The sequence below is a fragment of the Streptomyces phaeolivaceus genome (assembly GCF_009184865.1).
Lineage (GTDB): Bacteria > Actinomycetota > Actinomycetes > Streptomycetales > Streptomycetaceae > Streptomyces > Streptomyces phaeolivaceus.
Genome location: NZ_CP045096.1, coordinates 1295498 through 1317014, shown reverse-complemented (window position 1 = coordinate 1317014; position 21517 = coordinate 1295498). Strand labels below are relative to the sequence as shown.

At 71.3% G+C, this 21517-nt stretch carries 22 protein-coding genes; 13 read left to right on the top strand and 9 right to left on the bottom strand.

All coding sequences use genetic code 11. From position 1 onward, the window contains the following. Window position 1: 1 nt before the first annotated feature. Complete coding sequence (gene gcvP, locus F9278_RS06315; RefSeq protein ID WP_152167385.1) at window positions 2-2887, top strand: aminomethyl-transferring glycine dehydrogenase; 2886 nt, start codon at window positions 2-4, stop codon at window positions 2885-2887. 116 nt (window positions 2888-3003) lie between these two features. On the opposite strand, the gene F9278_RS06310 is transcribed toward gcvP, so the two are convergent. Both F9278_RS06310 and F9278_RS06305 read right to left on the bottom strand, forming a co-directional pair. Further along, the gene (locus F9278_RS06310; protein WP_086756025.1) at window positions 3004-3204 is read right to left on the bottom strand and encodes a DUF5999 family protein; all 201 of its coding nucleotides are present in this window, start codon (window positions 3202-3204) and stop codon (window positions 3004-3006) included. 422 nt (window positions 3205-3626) lie between these two features. Beyond that, complete coding sequence (locus tag F9278_RS06305) at window positions 3627-4211, bottom strand: hypothetical protein (protein ID WP_152167384.1); 585 nt, start codon at window positions 4209-4211, stop codon at window positions 3627-3629. Window positions 4212-4782: 571 nt separating this feature from the next. On the opposite strand from F9278_RS06305, the gene F9278_RS06300 reads away from it, so the two are divergent. Next, window positions 4783-6297 (top strand): glutamate-cysteine ligase family protein, encoded by a 1515-nt coding sequence (locus F9278_RS06300; protein ID WP_152167383.1) that lies wholly within the window; start codon window positions 4783-4785, stop codon window positions 6295-6297. A gap of 119 nt (window positions 6298-6416) precedes the next feature. Further along, a complete protein-coding gene (locus F9278_RS06295) occupies window positions 6417-7217 on the top strand; it encodes a CPBP family intramembrane glutamic endopeptidase (RefSeq protein ID WP_152167382.1) in 801 nt (266 codons plus the stop codon). A gap of 52 nt (window positions 7218-7269) precedes the next feature. Here the strand turns inward: F9278_RS06295 and F9278_RS06290 are convergent, their stop codons facing one another. Further along, window positions 7270-8079, bottom strand: a complete 810-nt coding sequence (locus F9278_RS06290; RefSeq protein ID WP_152167381.1) for a PhzF family phenazine biosynthesis protein — start codon at window positions 8077-8079, stop codon at window positions 7270-7272. Window positions 8080-8202: 123 nt separating this feature from the next. Next, the gene (locus tag F9278_RS06285; protein ID WP_152167380.1) at window positions 8203-8982 is read right to left on the bottom strand and encodes an SDR family NAD(P)-dependent oxidoreductase; all 780 of its coding nucleotides are present in this window, start codon (window positions 8980-8982) and stop codon (window positions 8203-8205) included. Between the two features lie 193 nt (window positions 8983-9175). Here F9278_RS06285 and F9278_RS06280 point away from each other — a divergent pair, with 193 nt between their 5' ends. Continuing rightward, complete coding sequence (locus tag F9278_RS06280; RefSeq protein ID WP_152167379.1) at window positions 9176-9814, top strand: PadR family transcriptional regulator; 639 nt, start codon at window positions 9176-9178, stop codon at window positions 9812-9814. A gap of 133 nt (window positions 9815-9947) precedes the next feature. On the opposite strand, the gene F9278_RS06275 is transcribed toward F9278_RS06280, so the two are convergent. Next, entirely contained in the window at window positions 9948-10376 is a 429-nt protein-coding gene (locus F9278_RS06275) for a type II toxin-antitoxin system Rv0910 family toxin (RefSeq protein ID WP_152167378.1), read from the bottom strand. Window positions 10377-10687: 311 nt separating this feature from the next. Between F9278_RS06275 and F9278_RS06270 the strand changes: the two genes are divergently transcribed. Further along, window positions 10688-11221, top strand: a complete 534-nt coding sequence (locus tag F9278_RS06270) for a Clp protease N-terminal domain-containing protein (RefSeq protein ID WP_152167377.1) — start codon at window positions 10688-10690, stop codon at window positions 11219-11221. A 75-nt stretch (window positions 11222-11296) separates the two neighbouring features. Beyond that, entirely contained in the window at window positions 11297-12304 is a 1008-nt protein-coding gene (locus F9278_RS06265) for an EamA family transporter (RefSeq protein ID WP_152167376.1), read from the top strand. Between the two features lie 117 nt (window positions 12305-12421). Here the strand turns inward: F9278_RS06265 and F9278_RS06260 are convergent, their stop codons facing one another. Further along, on the bottom strand, window positions 12422-13123 hold the full coding sequence (locus tag F9278_RS06260; protein WP_152167375.1) for a pyridoxamine 5'-phosphate oxidase family protein: 702 nt from the start codon (window positions 13121-13123) through the stop codon (window positions 12422-12424). A gap of 35 nt (window positions 13124-13158) precedes the next feature. Between F9278_RS06260 and F9278_RS06255 the strand changes: the two genes are divergently transcribed. Further along, window positions 13159-14490 (top strand): aminotransferase class I/II-fold pyridoxal phosphate-dependent enzyme, encoded by a 1332-nt coding sequence (locus tag F9278_RS06255; protein WP_152167374.1) that lies wholly within the window; start codon window positions 13159-13161, stop codon window positions 14488-14490. 16 nt (window positions 14491-14506) lie between these two features. Here F9278_RS06255 and F9278_RS06250 read toward each other — a convergent pair whose 3' ends face one another. Continuing rightward, window positions 14507-15439 carry a DMT family transporter gene (locus F9278_RS06250; RefSeq protein ID WP_152167373.1) on the bottom strand — a complete coding sequence of 311 codons (933 nt, stop codon included), beginning with the start codon at window positions 15437-15439 and terminating at the stop codon, window positions 14507-14509. Between the two features lie 75 nt (window positions 15440-15514). On the opposite strand from F9278_RS06250, the gene F9278_RS06245 reads away from it, so the two are divergent. Then, the gene (locus tag F9278_RS06245) at window positions 15515-16423 is read left to right on the top strand and encodes a LysR family transcriptional regulator (RefSeq protein WP_152167372.1); all 909 of its coding nucleotides are present in this window, start codon (window positions 15515-15517) and stop codon (window positions 16421-16423) included. A 30-nt stretch (window positions 16424-16453) separates the two neighbouring features. Here the strand turns inward: F9278_RS06245 and F9278_RS06240 are convergent, their stop codons facing one another. Further along, the gene (locus tag F9278_RS06240) at window positions 16454-16915 is read right to left on the bottom strand and encodes a pyridoxamine 5'-phosphate oxidase family protein (RefSeq protein ID WP_152167371.1); all 462 of its coding nucleotides are present in this window, start codon (window positions 16913-16915) and stop codon (window positions 16454-16456) included. A 109-nt stretch (window positions 16916-17024) separates the two neighbouring features. Between F9278_RS06240 and F9278_RS06235 the strand changes: the two genes are divergently transcribed. Then, window positions 17025-17696, top strand: a complete 672-nt coding sequence (locus tag F9278_RS06235) for a cysteine hydrolase (RefSeq protein WP_152167370.1) — start codon at window positions 17025-17027, stop codon at window positions 17694-17696. A 117-nt stretch (window positions 17697-17813) separates the two neighbouring features. Here F9278_RS06235 and F9278_RS06230 read toward each other — a convergent pair whose 3' ends face one another. Continuing rightward, window positions 17814-18317 (bottom strand): Rieske (2Fe-2S) protein, encoded by a 504-nt coding sequence (locus F9278_RS06230; protein ID WP_152167369.1) that lies wholly within the window; start codon window positions 18315-18317, stop codon window positions 17814-17816. Window positions 18318-18518: 201 nt separating this feature from the next. Between F9278_RS06230 and F9278_RS06225 the strand changes: the two genes are divergently transcribed. The 4 genes from F9278_RS06225 (at window position 18519) to F9278_RS06210 (ending at window position 21401) form a co-directional block, all read left to right on the top strand. Beyond that, window positions 18519-19292, top strand: a complete 774-nt coding sequence (locus F9278_RS06225; protein ID WP_152167368.1) for a HipA family kinase — start codon at window positions 18519-18521, stop codon at window positions 19290-19292. Then, window positions 19289-19699: a DUF3037 domain-containing protein gene (locus F9278_RS06220; protein WP_152167367.1), complete on the top strand. Its 411-nt coding sequence runs from the start codon at window positions 19289-19291 to the stop codon at window positions 19697-19699. The genes F9278_RS06225 and F9278_RS06220 overlap by 4 nt, the downstream gene beginning before the upstream one ends. 160 nt (window positions 19700-19859) lie before the next feature. Beyond that, window positions 19860-20621, top strand: coding sequence for a 3-oxoacyl-ACP reductase FabG (fabG, locus tag F9278_RS06215; protein ID WP_086801416.1), 762 nt, complete (start codon window positions 19860-19862; stop codon window positions 20619-20621). A gap of 12 nt (window positions 20622-20633) precedes the next feature. Next, window positions 20634-21401, top strand: coding sequence for an SDR family oxidoreductase (locus tag F9278_RS06210; RefSeq protein WP_152167366.1), 768 nt, complete (start codon window positions 20634-20636; stop codon window positions 21399-21401). Window positions 21402-21517 lie beyond the last annotated feature (116 nt).

The window sequence follows — 21517 nt, the reverse complement described above, 5'->3', positions numbered from 1 at the left end:
AATGACCGCCCATCGCATTCCGCTCTCCGAACTCGAACAGGGAATCCCCTTCGAGCGGCGCCACATCGGCCCGGACGTCGAGGCACGGGCCAAGATGCTCGCGCACGTCGGATACGGCTCGCTCGACGAGCTGACGGCCGCCGCGGTCCCGGATGTGATCAAGAACGCCGAGGCGCTGGATCTGCCGGGCGCGCGCACCGAGGCCGAGGTGCTCGCCGAGCTGCGGTCGCTGGCGGACCGCAACCAGGTGCTCGGCTCGATGATCGGGCTCGGCTACTACGGGACCTTCACACCGCCGGTCATTCTGCGGAACGTCATGGAGAACCCGGCCTGGTACACCGCCTACACGCCGTATCAGCCCGAGATCTCCCAGGGGCGGCTGGAGGCGCTGCTCAACTTCCAGACCGTCGTCGCCGAACTGACCGGGCTGCCCACCTCCGGGGCCTCCCTGCTCGACGAGGGGACCGCCGCCGCCGAGGCCATGGCGTTGTCCCGGCGGATGGGGAAGAACAAGAAGGGGCTCTTCCTCGTCGACGCGGACGCGCTGCCGCAGACGATCGCCGTGATCGAGACCCGGGCCGAGCCGACCGGGGTCGAGGTCGTCGTGGCCGACCTCAGCCAGGGGATTCCGGCCGAGATCGCCTCTCGCGACATCAACGGGGTGCTGCTGCAGTACCCGGGCGCCTCCGGTGTCGTACGTGATCTGAAGCCGGTGATCGAGCAGGCGCACGCGCTCGGCGCGCTCGTCACCGTCGCCGCCGATCTGCTGGCACTGACGCTGCTCGCCTCGCCCGGTGAGCTGGGTGCGGACATCGCGGTGGGCACGACACAGCGGTTCGGTGTGCCGATGGGCTTCGGAGGGCCGCACGCGGGCTACATGGCCGTAGGGGAGAAGTTCGCACGCAGCCTGCCCGGACGGCTCGTCGGGGTGTCCGTGGACGCGGACGGACACAAGGCGTACCGGCTCGCCCTGCAGACGCGGGAGCAGCACATCCGCCGGGAGAAGGCGACCAGCAACATCTGTACGGCACAGGTGCTGCTCGCCGTGATGGCCGGGATGTACGCCGTCTACCACGGGCCCGAGGGGCTGCGGACCGTCGCCCGGCGTACGCACCGCTACGCCACCGTGCTCGCCGCCGGGCTCGCGGCCGGTGGGATCGAGGTCGTGCACGGGGCGTACTTCGACACGCTCACCGTGCGGGTGCCGGGACGGGCCGGTGAGGTCGTCGCCGCCGCGCGGGAACATGGCGTGAACCTGCACCTCGTGGACGCCGACCAGGTGTCCATCTCCTGCGACGAGACCACGACCAGGGCGCAGCTGGGCGCCGTATGGACCGCGTTCGGGGTGGAGGGCGACGTCGAGGCGCTCGACTCGGCCGCCGAGGACACGCTGCCCGAGGCGCTGCTGCGCACGGACGACTACCTCACGCACCCGGTCTTCCACGACCACCGCTCCGAGACCGCGATGCTGCGCTATCTGCGCCGGCTCGCCGACCGGGACTACGCGCTGGACCGGGGCATGATCCCGCTGGGCTCCTGCACGATGAAGCTCAACGCGACCACCGAGATGGAGCCGGTGACCTGGCCGGAGTTCGGGCAGCTGCACCCGTTCGCGCCCGCCGGGCAGGCGCAGGGGTATCTCACGCTCATCCGTGAGCTGGAGGAGCGGCTGGCGGAAGCCACCGGGTACGACAAGGTGTCGCTGCAGCCGAACGCGGGCTCGCAGGGTGAGCTGGCCGGGCTGCTGGCCGTACGCGGTTATCACCGGGCGCGTGGCGACGAGCAGCGGACCGTGTGTCTGATCCCGTCCTCCGCGCACGGGACGAACGCGGCGAGCGCGGTCATGGCCGGGATGAAGGTCGTCGTCGTGAAGACCGCCGAGGACGGTGAGATCGACGTCGAGGATCTGCGGGCCAAGATCGAGCAGTACCGCGACGAGCTGTCCGTGCTGATGATCACCTATCCGTCGACGCACGGCGTGTTCGAGGAGCACGTGGCCGAGATCTGCGCGCAGGTGCACGACGCGGGCGGTCAGGTGTACGTCGACGGCGCCAACCTCAACGCGCTGGTGGGCCTCGCCAAGCCGGGCCACTTCGGCGGGGACGTCTCGCACCTGAACCTGCACAAGACCTTCTGCATCCCGCACGGCGGCGGCGGTCCGGGCGTCGGCCCGGTGGCGGTGCGCGAGCATCTGGCGCCGTATCTGCCGAACCACCCGTTGCAGCCGGCGGCCGGCCCGGAGACGGGCGTGGGGCCGATCTCGGCGGCCCCGTGGGGGTCGGCGGGCATTCTGCCGATCTCCTGGGCGTACGTCCGGCTCATGGGCGGTGAGGGGCTGAAGCGGGCCACTCAGGTGGCGGTGCTCAGCGCCAACTACATCGCCAAGCGGCTGGAGCCGCACTACCCGGTGCTGTACACCGGTCCGGGCGGACTGGTGGCGCACGAGTGCATCATCGACCTGCGGCCGCTGGCCAAGTCGACCGGGGTGAGCGTCGACGACATCGCCAAGCGGCTGATCGACTACGGCTTCCACGCGCCGACGATGTCGTTCCCGGTGGCCGGGACGCTGATGATCGAGCCGACCGAGTCGGAGGACCTCGGCGAACTGGACCGGTTCTGCGAGGCGATGATCGCGATCCGCGCGGAGATCGAGAAGGTCGGCTCGGGTCAGTGGCCCGCGGACGACAACCCGCTGCGCAACGCTCCGCACACCGCGGCGGCGCTCGGCGGGGAGTGGAAGCACGCCTACACGCGCGCGGAGGCGGTCTTCCCGGCCGGGGTGTCGCCCGCCGACAAGTACTGGCCGCCGGTGCGCCGGATCGACCAGGCCTTCGGGGACCGGAACCTGGTCTGTTCCTGTCCGCCACTGGACGCCTACGAAGAGTAGTCACACCCGGATACGCGTCGGGGCCGGTTCGGAGAGTGCTTCTCCGGCCGGCCCCTCTTCTGTCCGGGCGGACGTCCTGTGCGGGGACGCTCACCCTGTGCGCACGTGAGTGCGGCTCAGGCGGCGGTCACCACACTGCCCATCGGGCGGTGCGGGGCGATGATCTGGCCGTCCGGCAGGAGCTCACCGGTGTCCTCGAAGAGCAGAACGCCGTTGCAGAGCAGGCTCCATCCCTGCTCCGGGTGGTGCGCCACGAGTCGGGCGCCTTCCCGGTCGGCGGATTCGGCAGTCGGGCACAGTGGCTGGTGCTGGCACATGGTTGTTGGGATCTTTCGGCTTGTCGTGTGGTCTGAGATGGCTGGTTTGTCTGACCCGCGGCTTGATGCCCCGTTCATGGCCGCCCCCCGTTGATAAATCGGTCCGGTCCCAGTGTTGCCCCACGGGCGTCAATCCGCAGGCATTTCGCAGCACGGCTTCTTCACAGGTTGATGACGCATCCCTCGCGCGGACGGTTCATCCCGACCGCACTGTCCCTTCGGGTGGTTCGCCGTGGCCGGATAGGGCTAGTCCTGCCGCGGGAAGGGCGTCCGAATAGCTCGTACGAGCGTATTGGCGCCCGAAAGAGCGGGAATTCTCGGTAACGGAAACAAGTGCCCCGCCACCGGTATATCGGCGGCGGGGCGCGAGCGGTGCGTGTGACGGGGCGACCCTGGTTTCGGACGGGGTTTCGGGTGGGGTTTCAGGCGGGCGATCCGAGGAGCGGCGCGGGTGAAAGGCGGGTGGTCAGCACCGGGAGGAGGTCGGCGACCCGGTGCGGGCGGTGGGCGGCGATGCCCGGTGGCGCGGGTGCCAGCGGGACCAGCAGATCGGTCGGTGCCGGGTGGCCGGTGGTGCCGTCGGCGGTGGGGTCGGCGTGCAGCCAGAGCGTGAGCATGTACAGCTCGGGCACCGACAGCAGGCGAGGCTGGTAGGGCTGCTGCATGACCTCGGCCTGGCGCAGGGCGCGCTCGGTGGAGGCGATGTACGGGCCCTCGAAGAAGTGCGAGAACGCCCAGCCGTCCGGGGTCAGCCGGGTCTCGGCGGCGGCCACGGCGCGGTCGCCACAGCGGATCAGGAACCGCCATCCGGTGAGCCGGGTGGCACCCGTGCCCTCCGGGGTGACGCGGTCGAGCACATGGACGGGCAGGGGCAGTTCGGGTACGGCCGGGCCCTGGGCGTTCTTCAGGGAGGGGGTTCGCGCCTCGTGGACGGCGGTGGGGGAACCGAGTGCCGTGAGGACGGTGCGCAGGGCGGGCGCGGGAGCCGGGGGGACATGCAGCGGCATGGTGGGTCGCCTCTCAATTCGACAGGCACGGTGGCGCGAGGGCGGGGGCGGACGGCGCTGTCAGCTCTCGGGGATCGGAGAGACGGGTGCCCGGGGTCCGGATGCGTGGGTCGGGTCCGCCGCGCAGGACCTGACGGCAGGACCGAGGACCGCGAGTGCCGGCTCTCAGCCTCGTTTGCGGAGTTTATACGACACGTGTTCACCAGAGGTTTCGTCTAGCCGTTCCGAATATGAAGAGCAAGGCGGTATCCGGTCGCCGGAACATGGACGTCACCCCGCTTTTCCGTGGGGGTGTGTCGGTGACCTCGGATTACCGTCGTGTGGCGGACGGCCGGTTCTCGTCGGCGCTTTTCACGAAAGCGCCCAGGGCGGAAAGCGCGTGCTCATTCTTGCCCGGTGAATGTGCCAGAAGCACGCCGAGTGAATAAGGTTGGACGTGACCGCGCTCAGCCTAGCGTGTGCAGGTCGTGCGTGGGACGTTATCGGTGGCTCGGCCTGGGCATCATCATCCGTGGACCCGGGACAGCAGTGGCCGGTTCGTCGGCCTGCCCATCCGAGGAGGGACACTTCGATGGGGGAGAAGGTCGTGGCGGGGCCGTTTGGCCTCTCCGATCGCCAGCAGTACCGCGACAAGCTCCGCCAGTGCCTGGCGGGGCTGGCACGGCTGTTGGAGGAGAAGCGGTTCGACCGCCCCAAGAACCTCATGGGTGTGGAGATCGAGTTGAACCTGGTCGACGGCGACGGTCTGCCGAGAATGATGAATGCGCAAGTACTGGAGCGGATTGCCAGCAGAGATTTCCAAACAGAACTCGCCATGTTCAATCTGGAAGTCAACATTGCCCCACACCGGCTGGGCGGCCGGGTATTCGACCAGCTTTCCGAGGAGCTGCGCACCTCCCTCGCCTATGCCGACCGCAAGGCGATCGAGGTGGGCGCGGGAATCGTGATGATCGGCATCCTGCCCACGCTGGGCCGTGACGACCTGGTCTCGTCGAATCTCTCGGCGGGCGACCGCTACACCCTACTGAACGATCAGATCGTCGCCGCCCGCGGCGAGGATTTCACCCTGGACATCGACGGGGTCGAGCGGCTCGTCTGCACCTCGAAGTCCATCGCGCCCGAGGCCGCCTGCACCTCCGTGCAGTTGCACCTCCAGGTCACCCCGGGCCGGTTCGCCGATGTGTGGAACGCCGCCCAGGCGGTCACCGCCGCGCAGATCGCCATCGGCGCCAACTCGCCCTTCCTGTTCGGGCACGAGCTGTGGCGGGAGTCGCGCCCGCCGCTGTTCCAGCAGTCCACCGACACCCGGCCGCCCGAACTCCAGGCCCAGGGGGTACGGCCGCGCACCTGGTTCGGGGAGCGGTGGATCTCCTCGGCGTTCGACCTGTTCGAGGAGAACCTGCGCTTCTTCCCGGCGCTGCTGCCCATCTGCGACGACGAGGATCCGATGGAGGTTCTCGACGCGGGCGGTGTGCCCTCGCTCGCCGAACTGACCCTGCACAACGGCACGATCTACCGCTGGAACCGCCCGGTCTACGGCATCGCCGACGGGGTCCCGCACCTGCGCGTCGAGAACCGGGTGCTGCCCGCCGGACCGACCATCACGGACGTCATCGCCAACGCCGCCTTCTACTACGGGGTCGTCCGCGCCCTCGCCGAGGAGTCGCGGCCGGTGTGGACGAGGCTGCCGTTCGAGGCCGCCGCGGCCAACTTCGACGAGGCGTGCCGGCACGGCATCGACGCACGGCTGCAGTGGCCGCGCGGGCGCTACGGCGGCGTCGGACCGGTGGACGCGGTGAACCTCGTACGGGACGAGTTGTTGCCGCTCGCGGAGGTGGGGCTGGACGCCTGGGGGGTCGAGCCGGTCGACCGGGACTTCTATCTCGGGGTGATCGAGGAGCGCTGCCGACGTCGGGTCAACGGGGCGTCCTGGCAGGTGGAAACGTTCCATCAGGCGCTGGCCAAGGGGCTCGGCAGGGACGCGGCGCTGGCCGCCACCACGCGGCGGTACGGCGAGCTGATGCACTCCGGGGAGCCCGTCCACAGCTGGCCGGTCGGATTGCCGGAACCGGTACCGCTGGGCTGAGACGCCCGGTGAGCCACCTGTGAGCCCCTGCGGGCTCCTGTGAGGTAAGCCGCCGGAATGTACGGAACCGCCGCGGGTGATGATGGACCCTCGGTGGGGCCGGACAACTGGAGGCGTGGGTGCAGGGGCAGGCGGAGTCGGTTGAGGGTGCGTTGCCGGGGGAGCGGCCGGGGCGACGGATCCTGAGGGACGAGACACTGCTCGTCCTCGCGGTCTCGCTCGGCGCGAGCGGGGTGTCCGCGCTGATCAGCTTCATCGGCTCGGTCACCAGGCCGGGCGGGCTGAAGGACCAGGCGGCCACCATGAACGCCTCGGCCGCGCCGGGGCGGCCCTGGCTCGACCTCGCGTGGCAGCTCTTCGGGATCACGACCGCCCTGGTGCCCGTCGCCCTGGTCGCGCACTTCCTGCTGCGCGAGGGCGCCGGGCTGCGCACCCTCGGGTTCGACCGGACGAGGCCATGGCCCGACCTCGGGCGGGGCGCGGCGATCGCCGCGGTGATCGGCAGCACGGGCATCGCCTTCTATCTGGCGGCCCGCGAACTCGGCTTCAACCTCACGGTGGTGCCGGAGGCGCTGCCCGAGGTGTGGTGGAAGTACCCCGTGCTGATCCTCTCCGCGATCCAGAACGCGGTCCTCGAAGAGGTCATCGTGGTCGCGTATCTGCTGCGCCGGCTCCAGCAGCTGGGCTGGTCGCCGGGCAGCGCGCTCGCCGCCAGCTCGGTGCTGCGCGGCTCGTACCACCTCTACCAGGGCATCGGCGGCTTCATCGGCAACATGGTGATGGGCGTGGTCTTCGTCTATCTGTACCGGCGGTGGGGGCGAGTGGGCCCGCTGGTGGTGGCCCACTCGCTGCTCGACATCGGGGCGTTCGTGGGATACGCGCTGCTGGCGGGGAAGGTGCCCTGGCTGCCGACCCCGTGAGCGGTGGCGTACGGTCCCGGGCGGCGCGGTGGTCGCGGTGGGGACCGTGCGGTCAGGCGAGGAGTTCGCCGTCGATGACGGTGACCGCGCGGCCGGAGAGCAGGGTGCGGTCGCCGCGGAGCTCGGTCCGGACGTTGCCCGAGCGGGCGGAGGCCTGGAGGCCGGTGAGGTCCGGGTTGCCCAGGCGCGCGGACCAGTACGGGGCGAGCGCGGTGTGGGCGCTGCCCGTGACCGGGTCCTCGTCGATGCCGAGGTTGGGGAAGAAGCAGCGCGAGACGTAGTCGTGGCCGGCGGTGGGGTCCTCGGCGCGGGCGGTGGCGATGAGGCCGCGCGCGGAGTAGCGGCCGAGGGAGCGCAGGTCGGGGGCGAGGCCCAGGACCGTCTTCTCGTCGGCGAGTTCCACCAGCAGGTCGCCGAGGTTCGGGCCGGTGTCGACGGCCCCGAGCGGCTCGGCTCCGAGGGCCTCGGCGACGCCCTCGGGGACGGCGACCGGGGTGAGGGGCGCGGTCGGGAAGTCGAGGGTGAGGGAGCCGTCCGGGCGGGGTGTGGCGACGAGGACACCGCTGCGGGTGGCGAACCGGACCGGGCCCTCGTGGGTGTGCGTACTGGTCAGGACGTGCGCGGTGGCCAGGGTGGCGTGGCCGCACATCGCCACCTCGGCGACCGGGGTGAACCAGCGCAGTGCCCAGTCGGCCTGGCCGCCGTCGGGGAGGGGGTGGGCGAACGCGGTCTCGGCGTGGTTGACCTCCTTGGCCACGTCCTGCAGCCAGGCGTCGTCGGGGAAGGCGTCGAGGAGGAGGACTCCGGCGGGGTTGCCGGAGAAGGGGCGGTCGGTGAAGGCGTCGACGATACGAATGCGCATGGGACGACGCTAGGTGGTCCGAGGAGCCGCGGGCCAAGGCCAATTCCAGGAAGGTGGACCGGTTTTCGGGGGCCAGTGGGCTTCGGCGGGGCGCGCGGCCTCGTACGGTGTGGGGTCGGTCGGTCAGTGGACCGAGAAGCCGCCGTCCACGAAGATCGACTGCCCGGTGATGTAGCCGGCGGAGCGGCCCGCCAGGAACACGGCCGCCCCGGCGAAGTCCTCGGCCAGGCCGTTGCGGCCGGCCAGGGTGCGCGCGGCGAGGGCGGCCACGGCCTCCGGGTCGGACGACAGCCTGGTGTTGAGCGAGGTCGGGACGAAGCCGGGGACCAGGGTGTTGCAGGTGACGCCGTGCGGCGACCACTCCTCGGCCTGTGACCGGGCCAGTGACTCCAGGGCGCCCTTGGAGACGCCGTACGCGCCGCTGCGGACGAACGCCCGGTGTGCCTGCTGGGAGGTGATGTGGATGATGCGGCCGTAGCCCCGCTCGGCCATGCCGGGGCCGAAGCGCTGGCCCAGCAGGAAGGGTGCGTCCAGGTTCAGGGCCATGGTGGTGTCCCACACGTCCTCGCCCAGCTCGCTCATCGGCGGGCGCAGGTTGACGCCGGCGCTGTTGACGAGGATGTCGGGCTCGCCGAACGCCTCTACCGCCTGCTCGGCCGCCGCGCGTACGCCGGCGCGGGTGCTCAGGTCGGCGCTCACTCGGGCCGCCCGGCAGCCGTCCGCCGTCAACTCGTCGACCGTGGCCGTCAGTTCAGCCTCCTTGCGCGCGACGATCACCACGCTCGCTCCCGCGCGGGCGAGGGCTCCGGTGATGGCCTTGCCGATGCCGGAGCTGCCGCCCGTCACGACGGCGACGCGGCCGTCCAGCGAGAACAGTGACGCGAGGTAGCTGTTGGAGATCATTCCCGCACCCTAGGCGGCGGGGTGACCGGCGTGCGATGCGGCGGCGTGCGGAGAACGTGGCCGATCGCGGAAGCGGTGTCCGTGGCGGTGGGGTGGATCGCGAGGGAGACATGGACCGGGGGTTGTCATGCGACCGGTCCCGATATATCGTTGAGGCATCGCGACAGATCAACGATGGAATGGAGTGATTGCGATGAGTTCCCGTGGACAGGACTTCGGATTCGAGCGTGGACATGGACGCCGTGGTGGGGAGCACCCCCACGGCCGAGGTGACGCCGAGGCGCTGCGCGCCGCCTTCGGGCCCTTCGGGCCGGGCCATGGTGGTCCCGGGCCGTTCGGACCGTTCGGTGGGGGCCCCTGGGGTGGGCGCGGCCGAGGCGGACCGAGGGGCAGGGCGCGGCGCGGCGATGTGCGCGCGTCGATCCTGGCTCTTCTCAAGGACAGGCCCATGCACGGCTACGAGATGATCCAGGAGATCGCCGAGCGCAGTGGCGGGGCGTGGAAGCCCAGCCCCGGTTCGGTGTACCCCACCCTCCAGTTGCTGGAGGACGAGGGGCTGATCGCCAGCGCGACCGAGGGCGGCAAGAAGCTGTTCTCGCTCACCGAGGCCGGTCGCACCGCGGCCGACGAGGGGCCCGAGGCTCCTTGGGAAGAGGCCTCGCGCGGGGTCGACTGGGAGGCGCTGAGCGAGATCCGGCAGGCCGGCTTCGGTCTGATGGAGGCGTTCGGCCAGGTCTGGAAGACCGGCGACAAGGACCAGCGCGACAAGGCGCTGACCGTGATCAACGAAGCCCGCAAGAAGCTGTATCTGATCCTCGCCGACGAGGACTGAGCCGACTAGGACTGGGTCGACGTGGGTTGAGGCAGTGTGTGGGTGAGCGGTGAGTGAGGGCGCCCCGTGGAGGTTTCCGCGGGGCGCCCTCGCGTGTGCGTGGGGCGTGCGGGTGGTGGTGTGGGGCGCGGGATCAGCTGACGAGGGCGCTCAGTTTGCGCAGCGACTCGCCGAGCGCGGCCGTGGCGGAGTCCTTGAGCTTGCCCGCCATCAGGGAGACGGCGGCGCCGGTGAACCGGCCGTCGATACGGACCCGGGTGGCGTCGCCGTCGGGGGTGAGGGTGTAGCGGGTGGCGAGGTCCACGGCCATCGGGCCCTTGCCCTCGATGGCCAGGGTGCGGGCGGGCTCCAGTTCGGCGATGGTCCACTCGACCTCCGCCGGGAAACCCATCAGCCGCAGGTTCTCCTGGAAGGTGCCGCCCACCGCGAGGGTCTCCGGGCCGCCCTTGGGGAAGCCGGTGTGGGTCGCGTTCCACTCGCCGTACGCGGGCCAGTCGACGAGCCGGGCCCAGACCTGCTCGGCGGGCGCCTCGATGCGTGCCTCCGCGCTGACATCGGCCATGCGACAACCCCTTCGTCTCGGACGCTGGTGTCGCGGAACGTAGTCGTGGGGGCCGGAACATTCAATACTGATGAAGTGTCAGGGATCGGTCCGGGGCGTGTGCGGGGTGCGGGGCAAGGAGGCGCGCGCGCCTGAGGCGGAGCGGTCGGATCTCATCCGTAGGGAGGAGACGTGGCTCCTCCCTACGCAACCTGTGTCGGACGCGAAGATGCTTCCTTTCGTGGATGACCGGAGGGCGGTGGGACTGATGGGGTGAAGGGGTGCGATCCCGAATTCCCCGGCAGTCGGCCGTAGACCATGGTCCGGACCACGTGGAGATCGAGGACAGGCTCACGGACGAGCTGGCCTCGGTGGTCGCCGGTGCGCGCAGACGGGCCCTCCGCGACGGGGACCGGCAGATCGACACCGCCCATCTGCTGCACTCGCTCATGGAGTCCGACGCCGAGGTCCGCGCCGTCTTCGACGAGACGCAGGTCGCCCGGCTGCTCGGCTATCTGGTGCAGCGCAGCATCGGCTACGGACTGCGCTGGCAGATCGGTGTCGAGGACGCCGGTGTCGTCCCGGGGGCACCCGGCACCCCCGGCTGGTCGCCCGTGGCGGCTCGGGTGATGACACAGGCGTACGACCGGGCCGTGCTGCGGGGTGAGCGGGCGGCCCACGGTCTCGATCTGCTCGCCGTGCTGGTCGCGGCCGGCGGGTCGCGGGCCATGGAGGTGCTGGGCGGCGTGGGCGTCGACGCGGAGGCGGTGGCGCGGCGGATCGCCGTGATCGGGGAGGACCCGGACGAGGGGACGGGGACGGAGCCGGTCGAGGGGCACGTCGTGGGAGGTGGTCGGGGGCGCTGAGCCGGGGTCACCGGGAGTCCAGTCGCTGAGACAGGTGTCATTGGGGATGACGCTCCTGTCGTCGGCTGTCATCATGTGCCGGTGCATACGTCTCAGGGGAGTCGGGGGCACCGCGGGCGCGGTGTCGGGCTGGTGCTCGCGATCGGGTCCGCGATCGCCTTCGGTGGATCGGGGACCGCGGGCAAGCCGCTCATAGAGGCGGGGCTCGACCCGCTGCACGTGGTGTGGCTACGGGTCGTGGGGGCCGCGCTGGTGATGCTGCCGCTGGCGGTGCGCCACCGGGATCTGGTGTTCCGGCGGCCCGCGCTGCTCGTCGGGTTCGGGCTGTTCGCCGTGGCCGGTGTGCAGGCCTTCTACTTCGCGTCGATCTCCCGTATCCCCGTCGGTGTCGCCCTTCTCGTGGAGTACCTCGGACCGGCCCTCGTCCTCGGCTGGGTGCGGTTCGCGCAGCGGCGGCCGGTGACGCGGGCCGCCGCCGTCGGGGTCGTGCTCGCGGTCGGCGGCCTCGCCTGTGTCGTCGAGATCTGGTCGGGCCTGAGCTTCGACCCGCTGGGGCTGCTGCTCGCGCTCGGTGCCGCCTGCTGCCAGGCCGGGTACTTCGTGCTGTCCGACCAGGGGAGCGAAGCGGGGGCCGAGGCGCCGAATCCGCTCGGGGTCATCGCCTACGGGCTGCTGGTGGGCGCGGTGGTGCTCACGGTGGTGGCCCGGCCGTGGGGGATGGAGTGGGCGGTGCTCGGCGGCACCGCGCGGATGGACGGGACGCCCGTACCGGCCTGGCTGCTGCTCGGGTGGGTGGTGCTGATCGCCACGGTGCTCGCGTACGTCACCGGGGTGGTGGCCGTACGGCGGTTGTCCCCGCAGGTGGCGGGCGTCGTGGGCTGTCTTGAGGCGGTTGTCGCGATCATGCTGGCGTGGGCGTTGCTGGGGGAGCGGTTGTCGGCGCCGCAGATCGTGGGCGGGGTGGTGGTGCTGGCCGGGGCGTTCGTCGCTCAGCGGGCCGCGCCGCGGAGGGGGGCGTCTCCGAGGGTGGCGTCCGGTGGTGAAGAGGTCGAGCCTGAGCTGTCGGTGGGGCGGGGGCGGTGACGCCGTCGGGGGCCTGTGCGTTTCGGGCCGAGGGGCGCGTGTGGTCGCTCGCGCAGTTCCCCGCGCCCCTTACGGGGCGCGGCCCAAGCGGCACTTCGGTTCGTCAGCCCCCTCGCCCTACAGCGTCCTGAGGTACTCCGGGAGTTCGGTGCCCGGGGCCAGGTCGGGGTCCGGGATCGGGGTGTCGTAGCCCTTGCGGAGGGGGACGACTCCGGCCCAGTGGGGGAGGGTGAGGTCCTCGGGCTCGTCGTTGACGCCGCCGGTGCGGGTCTTGGCGGAGACCTCGTCCAGGTCGAGGCGGATCACGGCGGTGGCCGCGAACTCCTTGCCGTTGGCGGGCCGGGAGTCCCGCGAACGTCCCGGTACGACGTGGTCGACCAGCGCGTCCAGGGCGATCCGCCGCTCCTCCGGGTCGGTGACCTGGTGGGCGATGCCGTGCACCACCACCGAGCGGTAGTTGATCGAGTGGTGGAAGCCGGAGCGGGCCAGGATCAGCGCGTCCACGTGCGTGACCGTCAGACACACCGGGAGGCCCGGGTCGGCCTGGCCCGTCATCCGCAGCGGGCGCGAACCCGTCGAACCGTGCACATAGAGCGTCTCGCCGACCCGTCCGTACAGCGTGGGCAGCACCACCGGGGCGCCGTCACGGACGAAGCCGAGATGGCAGACGTATCCCTCGTCGAGGATCGAGTGCACCAACTCCCTGTCGTACGAGGCCTTCTGCGCGGACCGGGTCGGGACGGTGCGGGCGGTGGGGGTGTAGGCGGCGGGTGGGTGTGTCGTCCGTATCGGTGTGGTCGGCTGCTGGGGCCCCGTCATTGCCTGCTCCATTGCGCTAGTGCATAATCTTGTTTGTGCTAGGAGAATACATGGTGACCGGGCGGCGCGCAGCCGAGATCGCGGCGAGTGTCGAGCAGGCGGTGGGTGCGGGCGAGCTGGAGCCCGGTCAACTGCTTCCACCCATGCGGGAGTTGGCGGTGCGGCTCGGGGTGAATCCGAACACCGTCGCGGCTGCCTACCGCACCCTGCGCGAGCGCGGGGTCATCGAGACCGCCGGGCGGCGGGGGAGCCGGGTGCGGCCCCGGCCGGCGACGACGGGGCGAGAGTACATCCGGGTCGGGGTGCCGGAGGGGGTGCGCGACCTCGCCGACGGCAACCCCGACACCGCGTTGCTGCCGCCGCTGGCGGAGGTGTTCGCCGCCGCCGCCGAGCAGGGCGACCGTGAGCCGGTGCTCTACGGAGTGGGGGCCGTGGAGCCCGAGTTGGCGCGGATCGCGCGGGCCGAGCTGGACGCCGACGGGGTGCCGGACGGGCCGGTCGCCGTCACCTCCGGATCGCTCGACGCCATCGAACGCATCCTGGCCGTCCATCTCAAACCCGGGGACGCCGTCGCCGTCGAGGACCCCGGGTGGGGGAGCGTGCTCGACCTCGCCCCGGCGCTCGGGCTGCGTGTCGTCCCGGTCGGCGTCGACGACGAGGGGCCGCTCCCCGACGACGTACGCAAGGCACTGGCGGCCGGGGCGCGGGCGCTCATCGTCACCGACCGGGCGCAGAACCCGACCGGCGCGGCCGTGAGCGCTCCACGCGCGTGTGCCCTGCGGGCCGTGCTGCGGGACCATCCCGAGACCCTGCTCATCGAGGACGACCACGGCCACCGGATCGTCGACCAGCCCCTGCATCCGCTGGCCGGGGTCACCCACAGCTGGGCGTTCGTGCGGTCGGTCGCCAAGGCGTACGGCCCCGATCTGCGGCTCGCGGTGCTCACCGGGGACGCCGTCACCGTCGACCGGGTGCGGGGACGGCAGCGGCTGGGGCCGGGCTGGGTGAGCCGGCTGGTGCAGCGGGCCGTCGTACGGCTGTGGTCCGCTGGCGCGGTGGACGCCCCGGCCGTGGCGGCGGCGTACGGGCGGCGGAGGGACGTGCTGATCGGCGCGCTCGCGCGGCGCGGGGTCGAGGCGCGCGGCGTCAGCGGGATGAACGTGTGGATCCGGGTCCCGGACGAGACCGGCGCGGTGGCCCGGCTGCTGCACGCGGGCTGGGCCGTCGCGCCCGGCGCGCGCTTCCGGATGAGCGCCCCGCAGGGGATCCGGATCACGGTGTCCACGCTCACCGAGGAGGAGATCGGGAGGCTCGCGGACGCGGTGGCCTCGGCGGTCGGGCCCGGCGCGGGCGGAGGCTACGCCTGATTCCGCCCGCGTCGGCTCAGGCGCGGGATCCGGCCTGGGTCAGGGCCGCGCCCGCCAGGACGATCGCGGCGCCGACCGGTGTCGACCAGGTGAGGGACTCGCCGAGGAGGGCGACACCGGCGGCCGTGGCGATGACCGGGATGAAGTAGGTGACTATCTGGGCCGTCGTGGGGCCGACCTCGGAGACCAGGCCGTACTGGACGAGCATCGCGACACCCGTGCCGAGCGCCCCCAGCGCCACCACCGCCAGCAGCGGCAGGACCGGGAAACGGCTCGGCAGCGTGGTGAACAGCGGGGTGACGAATGCGAGTTGGGCGGTGGCCAGCAGGAGCTGGGTGCCGGTGAGGGAGAGCGGGGAGTGCGTGGTGCCGGCCAGGGTGCGGCGGACGTAGATCCAGCCGATCGGATAGCTGAGGGAGGCCAGCAGGGCCAGCGTGGTGCCGGTGGCGTCGAGGCCGTGGAAGCCCTGCCAGGCGCCGAGCACGGTCAGCACACCGAGGAAGCCGAGGCCGAGACCGGCGACCCGCACCCGTGTCGGGCGGTCCTCCGAGAGCGCGACCAGGGAGAGGGCCATGCCCCACAGCGGCGAGGTCGCGTTGCAGATACCCGCCAGCGTGGACGGGATGGTCAGCTCCGCGTAGGCGAACAGGGAGAACGGCAGTGCGTTGAGGAGGAACGCCGCCACCGTGAGGTGACCCCAGGTGCGGGCGCCGCGCGGCAGCCGCTCCCGCTTCACCGCCATCGCCGCCGCGAGGACCAGCGTGCCGAACAGCAGCCGCCCGAAAGTGACCTGGAAGGGCGCGTACGCCTCCGTACCCACCTTGATCAGGAGGAAGCTGAAGCCCCAGACGAGCGAGAGGAAGCCGAACCGCACCCGCCAGTCGACCGTGGCACGGCGTGGGCGGTCGGGGGTGGGCGCGGGAATCCGGGTGGGCGCGGCGGTGGTCATGGGCACCACGATGGTGGCGAAAGATCTCGTAGCGCAAGCGAGAATTCCTGATCTGAATCTCGTAGCATCACTTACATGTTGAATCTGGAGCGCCTGCGCACCCTCGACGCGCTCGCCCGGCACGGCTCGGTCAGCGGGGCCGCCGAGGGGCTGCATGTGACGACCTCCGCCGTCTCGCAGCAGATGGCCAAGCTGGAGCGCGAGGTGGGGCAGCGGCTCCTCGCCAAGAACGGGCGGGGCGTGCGCCTGACCGACGCCGGGCGGCTGCTGGCCGACCACGCCGGACGCATCCTGTCGCAGGTCGAACTGGCGCATTCGGACCTGGAGGCACAGCGCGGTCAGGTCGTCGGCGAACTGCGGCTGGCCGCCTTCCCGACCGCCGTCCGGGGGCTGTTTCCCGCCGTCTTCCGCGCACTCCAGGACGACCACCCGGCGCTGCGCGTGCGCTCGCGGGAACTCGAACCCGAACTCGCGATCCACGCCGTGATCCGGGGCGACGCCGATCTGGCCGTCGTCCTCGACTGGTACAACAAGCCACTGCCCGTGCCCGAGGGCCTCGCCAGGGCCGCCCTCCTCGACGACCCGGTGGAGGTGGCGCTGCCGGAGGACCACCCGCTCGCCGGGCGCGACGAGATCGAACTGCGGGAGCTGGCGGAGGAGCCTTGGGTCGCCTGGCCCGAGGGCGAGTTCTGCCACGAATGGCTGCTCTACACGCTGCGCGCCCATGGCATCGAACCCCGGATCGCCCACCGGGCCGGCGAGCACCATACCCAACTCGCCCTCGTCGCCGCCGGGTTGGGTGTCTGTATCGCGCCCAGGCTCGGCCGCGACCCGATGCCGGCCGGGGTACGGACCGTGCCGGTGCGCCATCGCGTCCATCGCAGCGTCTACGCGGTGTGGCGCGCGGACGCCGACCGGCGGCCGTCCATCAGGGCGGCGGTGGAGGCGCTGCGGGCGGCGGGGGACGCGTGCGGGGCGGGGTGAACTCCCGTAGCGGAACGAGCCCCGCCGCGGCTACCCCAGCTTGCGGAAGTCCCAGGACGCGATCGCGTCCGGGGTCAGCCGGAGCCAGGCGTGTCTGCCGTCGTGCGGCATCTCGTCGATGCCGAAGTTCCTGCGGGCGAACAGCCGCTCCACCTCGACGAGTTCGGGGACCGGCTCGCCCGTGCGCGGAGCCTCGCCGACGAACTCCACGGCGCCGGACAGCTCGACGCCCCGCAGCTCGCCGTACTCCTCGCCCGCGTCGACCACGACCGCGACGCGCGGATCGCGGCGCAGCGCGGACCAGCGCTTGCTGCGGGTGATCGAGTAGAGCCAGAGCGAGGTGCCGTCCCAGACGAACCAGAGCGGACTGATGTGCGGGGCCCCGTCGGACGAGACCGTCGCGACCCGGCAGGTGCGCTGCGCGCCCAGGAACGCGTCCAGTTCGGCGGGCTCCATCATGATTCTCCGGCCCCGGCGCTGCGTGACGGTCATCCCGAATCCCCTCCGCTGACGTGGCGTCAGAAGAGCATCGGCCGACTTCCGTCCCTGCGCAAGGGGCGTTACGCTCGCCCGCCCGATCGCCGACGACAGGGGGACCGTCATGCCGTCCTACGCGAGTGACCCGAAGCGGCGGCGGGAGCTGGGCGGACTGCTCGATCCCGCCACCGCCGTGCTGCTCACCGTCGAGTGCCAGCGGGGTGTCGTCGGACCGGACGGCGCGCTGCCCGAACTCGCCCACGAGGCCCGGTCGTCCGGGGCGCTCGCCAATGTGGCCCGGTTGGTCGCCGCCGCCCACGCGCGCGGGGTGCAGGTCCTGCACGCCGTCGCCGAACGGCGGCCCGACGGGCGGGGCGCCAACCACAACGCCCGGCTGTTCCGCGCGGCCGAACGGCTGTCCGTACGGCAGTTGACGGGCACCTCCGCCGTACAGGTCGCGCCGCCCATCGAGGTCGCGGACGAGGACCTGATCGTACGAAGGCTGCACGGGCTGTCGCCGCTGGCGGGCACCGACGTGGACGCGCTGCTGCGCAATCTGGGGTGCCGCACGCTGGTCGTCACCGGTGTCTCGGCCAACGTGGCCGTCCCGAACGCCGTGTTCGACGCCGTGAACCTCGGCTACACGGTCGTCGTGCCCGGGGACGCCATCGCGGGGGTGCCTGCCGAGTACACCCCCGCGATGATCCGCCACACCCTCGCGTTGGTCGCTACGGTCGCGACCACTGGGGAGGTGGTGGGGTGGTGGGAAGGGGCGGGTGACGGGGGTGGTGCCTAACTAACGTTTGGTGCACCTGGCAAACGTTTGGTCGGTGCCCAGCAAACGTTAGGCCGACACCTAACTAACGTTTGGCGAATCCAACAAACGTTTGGTCAGCCCCAGCCGCACATCAGATCACGCCAGCATGATCGACTCCCCCGACACGCTGACCTCCTTGGCCGGCAGTGCCTTCGTCGCCGGGCCGCTCTTCACGCTGCCGTCGGCGATCGAGAAGTTGCTGTTGTGACAGGGGCAGTTGATCACGCCGTCGGCTATCGACTTCACCGCACAGCCCTGGTGGGTGCAGACGGAGGAGAACGCCTTGTAGGTGCCCGCCTCCGGCTGGGTGATGACCACGCCCTCGCTCTCGAAGATCTTGCCGCCGCCCTCGGGGATGTCCGAGGTCTTGGCGATCTCCGTGCCGCCCGCGCTGTCGCCGCCCGTGGTTCCGCTGCTCGCCTCGGCGGTCGACTCGGCGCTCGCGTCACCGCCGGCCCCGGCGCCGGAGGAGACCGAGGTCGAGGAGTCGTCGTCCGACCCGCAGGCGGTCAGCGCGACGGCGAGCCCCGCCACGCCGGCCGCCGCCATGACGGTGCGACGGCCCGGAATGGAGGAGGGTTTGATCGTTTCGCTGGTCATGCTGTCGGTTCCTTCCGAGATGGCTTTGCACTTTCGCCCATGGATACGGCGGGCCTGTGCTTGAACGTTCAGACAGGGTGCACATCTTGGCCTGTCCGGGATCACGACGGCGTCAAAACCAGCTGTCTGAAAGCTGTCGGTTCACGGCGCCCGCGGACGGGTCGCCTCCGGGGGCGATCGGCCCGCCGGTAGCCTGGGGCGATGCTCAAGGAAGTCACCGCGACCCGGTACATCACGCCGTTGCGGGAAGGCGGTTCGCTGCCCGGACTCGTCGAGGCCGACGACCGCGGCACGTACGTCCTGAAGTTCACCGGCGCCGGGCAGGGCCGCAAGACGCTCGTCGCGGAGGTCGTCTGCGGTGAGCTGGCCCGGCGGCTCGGACTGCGGGTGCCCGCGCTGGTCACCGTGGGTCTCGACCCGGTCCTGGGACTCGGTGAACCCGACGAACAGGTGCAGGAGCTGATCAAGTCCAGTGGCGGCACCAACCTGGGCATGGACTTCCTGGCCCGCGCCCTCGGCTTCGACCCGCTCGCCTTCGAGGTGAGCCCCGAGGAGGCCGGACGGATCGTCTGGTTCGACGCGCTGATCAACAACGTCGACCGCTCCTGGCGCAATCCGAACCTGCTGATGTGGCACGGCGAACTGTGGCTGATCGACCACGGCGCCACCATGATCTGGCACCACCACTGGCCCGGCGCCCGCGCCTCCGCCGCCAAGCCGTACGACGCCGCCGACCACGCCCTCGCCCGCTTTGGGCCCGATGTCGCCGCTGCCGCCGCCGACCTCGCGCCCCTGGTCACCGAGGAACTGCTCGCCGAGGTGACCGCCGAGATCCCTGACGTCTGGCTGACGGACGAGCCCGGCTTCGCGACACCGGACGCGCTGCGGCGGGCGTACGCGGAACCGCTGCTCGCGCGGGCCGCCGACATCCACGAACGCGTCGAGGGGATCGAGCGCGGCGAGGGGGAGAAGTGAGCGACCGTTTCCTGGGGACCGGGGCCTCCGGGCAGGACGTCTACGAGTACGCGCTGCTGCGGGTCGTGCCCCGGATCGAGCGCGGTGAGTGCTTCAACGCGGGCGTGCTGGTCTACAGCCGCTCCCGGGCGCTCGTGGCGGCCCGTACCCATCTCGACGAGGCCAAGCTGCTCGCCCTGGACCCGGGGGCGGACGCGGCGGGCGTGCGCGCCGCGCTGCGCGCCGTGGAGGGGGTGTGCGCCGGGGGAGAGGCGGCCGGGCAGGCCGCCCGTGACGACGCCGGACGGCGGTTCCGGTGGCTTGTCGCGCCCCGTTCCACGGTCGTCCAGGCGGGGCCCGTGCACACTGGGCTCACCGCGGATCCGGCGGCGGAGGCCGAGCGGCTGCTCGCCCTGCTGGTGAAGTGACCCTGGGGAAGTGACCCGCCGACGTAAGGGATCACACCTGGTGGAACGTTGACACCGGGTGCCAGGACTTCTAGCGTCACGTGTGCTGAAGGTACTAAGCGGTCGCTCACCACCTGGGGGGCGCCGCAGGAGCCGCATCCAAGGGCGAGGAGAACCAGCAATGTCCACCACTGAGCAGCGTGTCGCCGTGGTCACGGGTGGCGCGCGCGGCATCGGCGCCGCGACCGCCGTACGACTGGCCGCCGAGGGGCGGGCCGTCGCGGTGATCGACCTCGACGAGGCCGCGTGCAAGGACACCGTGGAGAAGATCACCGCCGCCGGCGGTCGGGCGCTCGCGGTCGGCTGCGACGTCTCCGACGAGGCGCAGGTCGAGGCCGCCGTCACCCGGATCGCCGAGGAACTGGGCGCTCCGACCATCCTGGTGAACAACGCGGGCGTGCTCCGCGACAATCTGCTGTTCAAGATGAGCGCCTCCGACTGGGACACGGTCATGAACGTGCATCTGCGCGGCGCCTTCCTGATGGCGAAGGCCGTCCAGAAGTACATGGTCGAGGCCAAGTTCGGCCGGATCGTCAACCTGTCCTCGTCGTCCGCGCTGGGCAACCGGGGCCAGGCCAACTACTCCGCCGCCAAGGCGGGTCTGCAGGGCTTCACCAAGACCCTCGCCATCGAACTCGGCAAGTTCGGCGTCACCGCAAACGCCGTCGCGCCCGGCTTCATCGTCACCGACATGACGGCCGCCACCGCCGCCCGCGTCGGCATGGGCTTCGAGGACTTCCAGGCCGCCGCCGCCACCCAGATCCCCGTGCAGCGCGTCGGCCGGCCCGAGGACATCGCCGGTGCCATCGCCTACTTCACCGGCGAGGACGCCGGATTCGTCTCCGGCCAGGTGCTGTACGTCGCCGGCGGACCGCTCAACTAGGGAATCGGGAACATGACTTCGGTGGAACTCCCCGAACTTTCGGGCAAGGTCGCCCTCATCACCGGCGCCAGCCGGGGCATCGGCCACGGCATCGCCGAGGCCCTCGTCGCACGCGGCGACCGGGTGTGCATCACGGGCCGCAACGAGGACACGCTCAAGGAGGCCGTCGAGCGGCTCGGCGCCGACCGTGTCATCGGTGTCGCGGGCAAGGCCCATGACGAGGCCCACCAGCTCCAGGCCGTCGAGCGCACGATGGAGGCCTTCGGCCGCGTCGACTTCCTGGTCAACAACGCCGGGACCAACCCGGTGTTCGGCCCGATCTCTGACCTCGACCTGAACGTGGCCCGCAAGGTGTTCGAGACCAATGTGATCTCGGCCCTCGGCTTCGCCCAGAAGACCTGGCACGCCTGGCAGAAGGACAACGGCGGCGCGATCGTCAACATCGCCTCCGTCGCCGGTGTCTCCGCGTCGCCGTTCATCGGCGCGTACGGCATCAGCAAGGCCGCCATGATCAATCTGACCCTGCAACTGGCGCACGAGTACGCGCCGAGGGTGCGGGCCAACACGATCGCGCCCGCCGTGGTGAAGACCCAGTTCGCCAAGGCCCTGTACGAGGGCCGGGAGGCCGAGGCCGCGGCGGCGTACCCGCTCGGCCGGCTCGGAGTGCCCTCCGACATCGGGGGCGCCGCCGCCTTCCTCACCTCGGAGCAGTCCGACTGGATCACCGGCCAGACCCTCGTGGTCGACGGCGGCATCTTCCTCAACGCCGGGGTGGGCTGACAGAGTACGGCGGGCGCCGGTTCTCTCTTCACCGAACCTTCCGGCGCCCGTCCGCACCCCTCACCGGGACTCGACAACGCCGTCACAAGCGGACTGATCAAGGGCACTTTCAGCCG

Bases quoted from the DNA above. Each gene is read 5' to 3' on its own strand.
- F9278_RS06250 (WP_152167373.1), bottom strand. From the start codon at position 15,439: ATGACCACCGCCGCGCCCACCCGGATTCCCGCGCCCACCCCCGACCGC.
- F9278_RS06240 (WP_152167371.1), bottom strand. From the start codon at position 16,915: ATGACCGTCACGCAGCGCCGGGGCCGGAGAATCATGATGGAGCCCGCC.
- F9278_RS06310 (WP_086756025.1), bottom strand. From the start codon at position 3,204: ATGTGCCAGCACCAGCCACTGTGCCCGACTGCCGAATCCGCCGACCGG.
- F9278_RS06305 (WP_152167384.1), bottom strand. From the start codon at position 4,211: ATGCCGCTGCATGTCCCCCCGGCTCCCGCGCCCGCCCTGCGCACCGTC.
- F9278_RS06300 (WP_152167383.1), top strand. From the start codon at position 4,783: ATGGGGGAGAAGGTCGTGGCGGGGCCGTTTGGCCTCTCCGATCGCCAG.
- F9278_RS06280 (WP_152167379.1), top strand. From the start codon at position 9,176: ATGAGTTCCCGTGGACAGGACTTCGGATTCGAGCGTGGACATGGACGC.
- F9278_RS06230 (WP_152167369.1), bottom strand. From the start codon at position 18,317: ATGACCAGCGAAACGATCAAACCCTCCTCCATTCCGGGCCGTCGCACC.
- F9278_RS06210 (WP_152167366.1), top strand. From the start codon at position 20,634: ATGACTTCGGTGGAACTCCCCGAACTTTCGGGCAAGGTCGCCCTCATC.
- F9278_RS06290 (WP_152167381.1), bottom strand. From the start codon at position 8,079: ATGCGCATTCGTATCGTCGACGCCTTCACCGACCGCCCCTTCTCCGGC.
- fabG (WP_086801416.1), top strand. From the start codon at position 19,860: ATGTCCACCACTGAGCAGCGTGTCGCCGTGGTCACGGGTGGCGCGCGC.
- F9278_RS06275 (WP_152167378.1), bottom strand. From the start codon at position 10,376: ATGGCCGATGTCAGCGCGGAGGCACGCATCGAGGCGCCCGCCGAGCAG.
- F9278_RS06285 (WP_152167380.1), bottom strand. From the start codon at position 8,982: ATGATCTCCAACAGCTACCTCGCGTCACTGTTCTCGCTGGACGGCCGC.
- F9278_RS06235 (WP_152167370.1), top strand. From the start codon at position 17,025: ATGCCGTCCTACGCGAGTGACCCGAAGCGGCGGCGGGAGCTGGGCGGA.
- gcvP (WP_152167385.1), top strand. From the start codon at position 2: ATGACCGCCCATCGCATTCCGCTCTCCGAACTCGAACAGGGAATCCCC.
- F9278_RS06245 (WP_152167372.1), top strand. From the start codon at position 15,515: ATGTTGAATCTGGAGCGCCTGCGCACCCTCGACGCGCTCGCCCGGCAC.
- F9278_RS06260 (WP_152167375.1), bottom strand. From the start codon at position 13,123: ATGACGGGGCCCCAGCAGCCGACCACACCGATACGGACGACACACCCA.
- F9278_RS06225 (WP_152167368.1), top strand. From the start codon at position 18,519: ATGCTCAAGGAAGTCACCGCGACCCGGTACATCACGCCGTTGCGGGAA.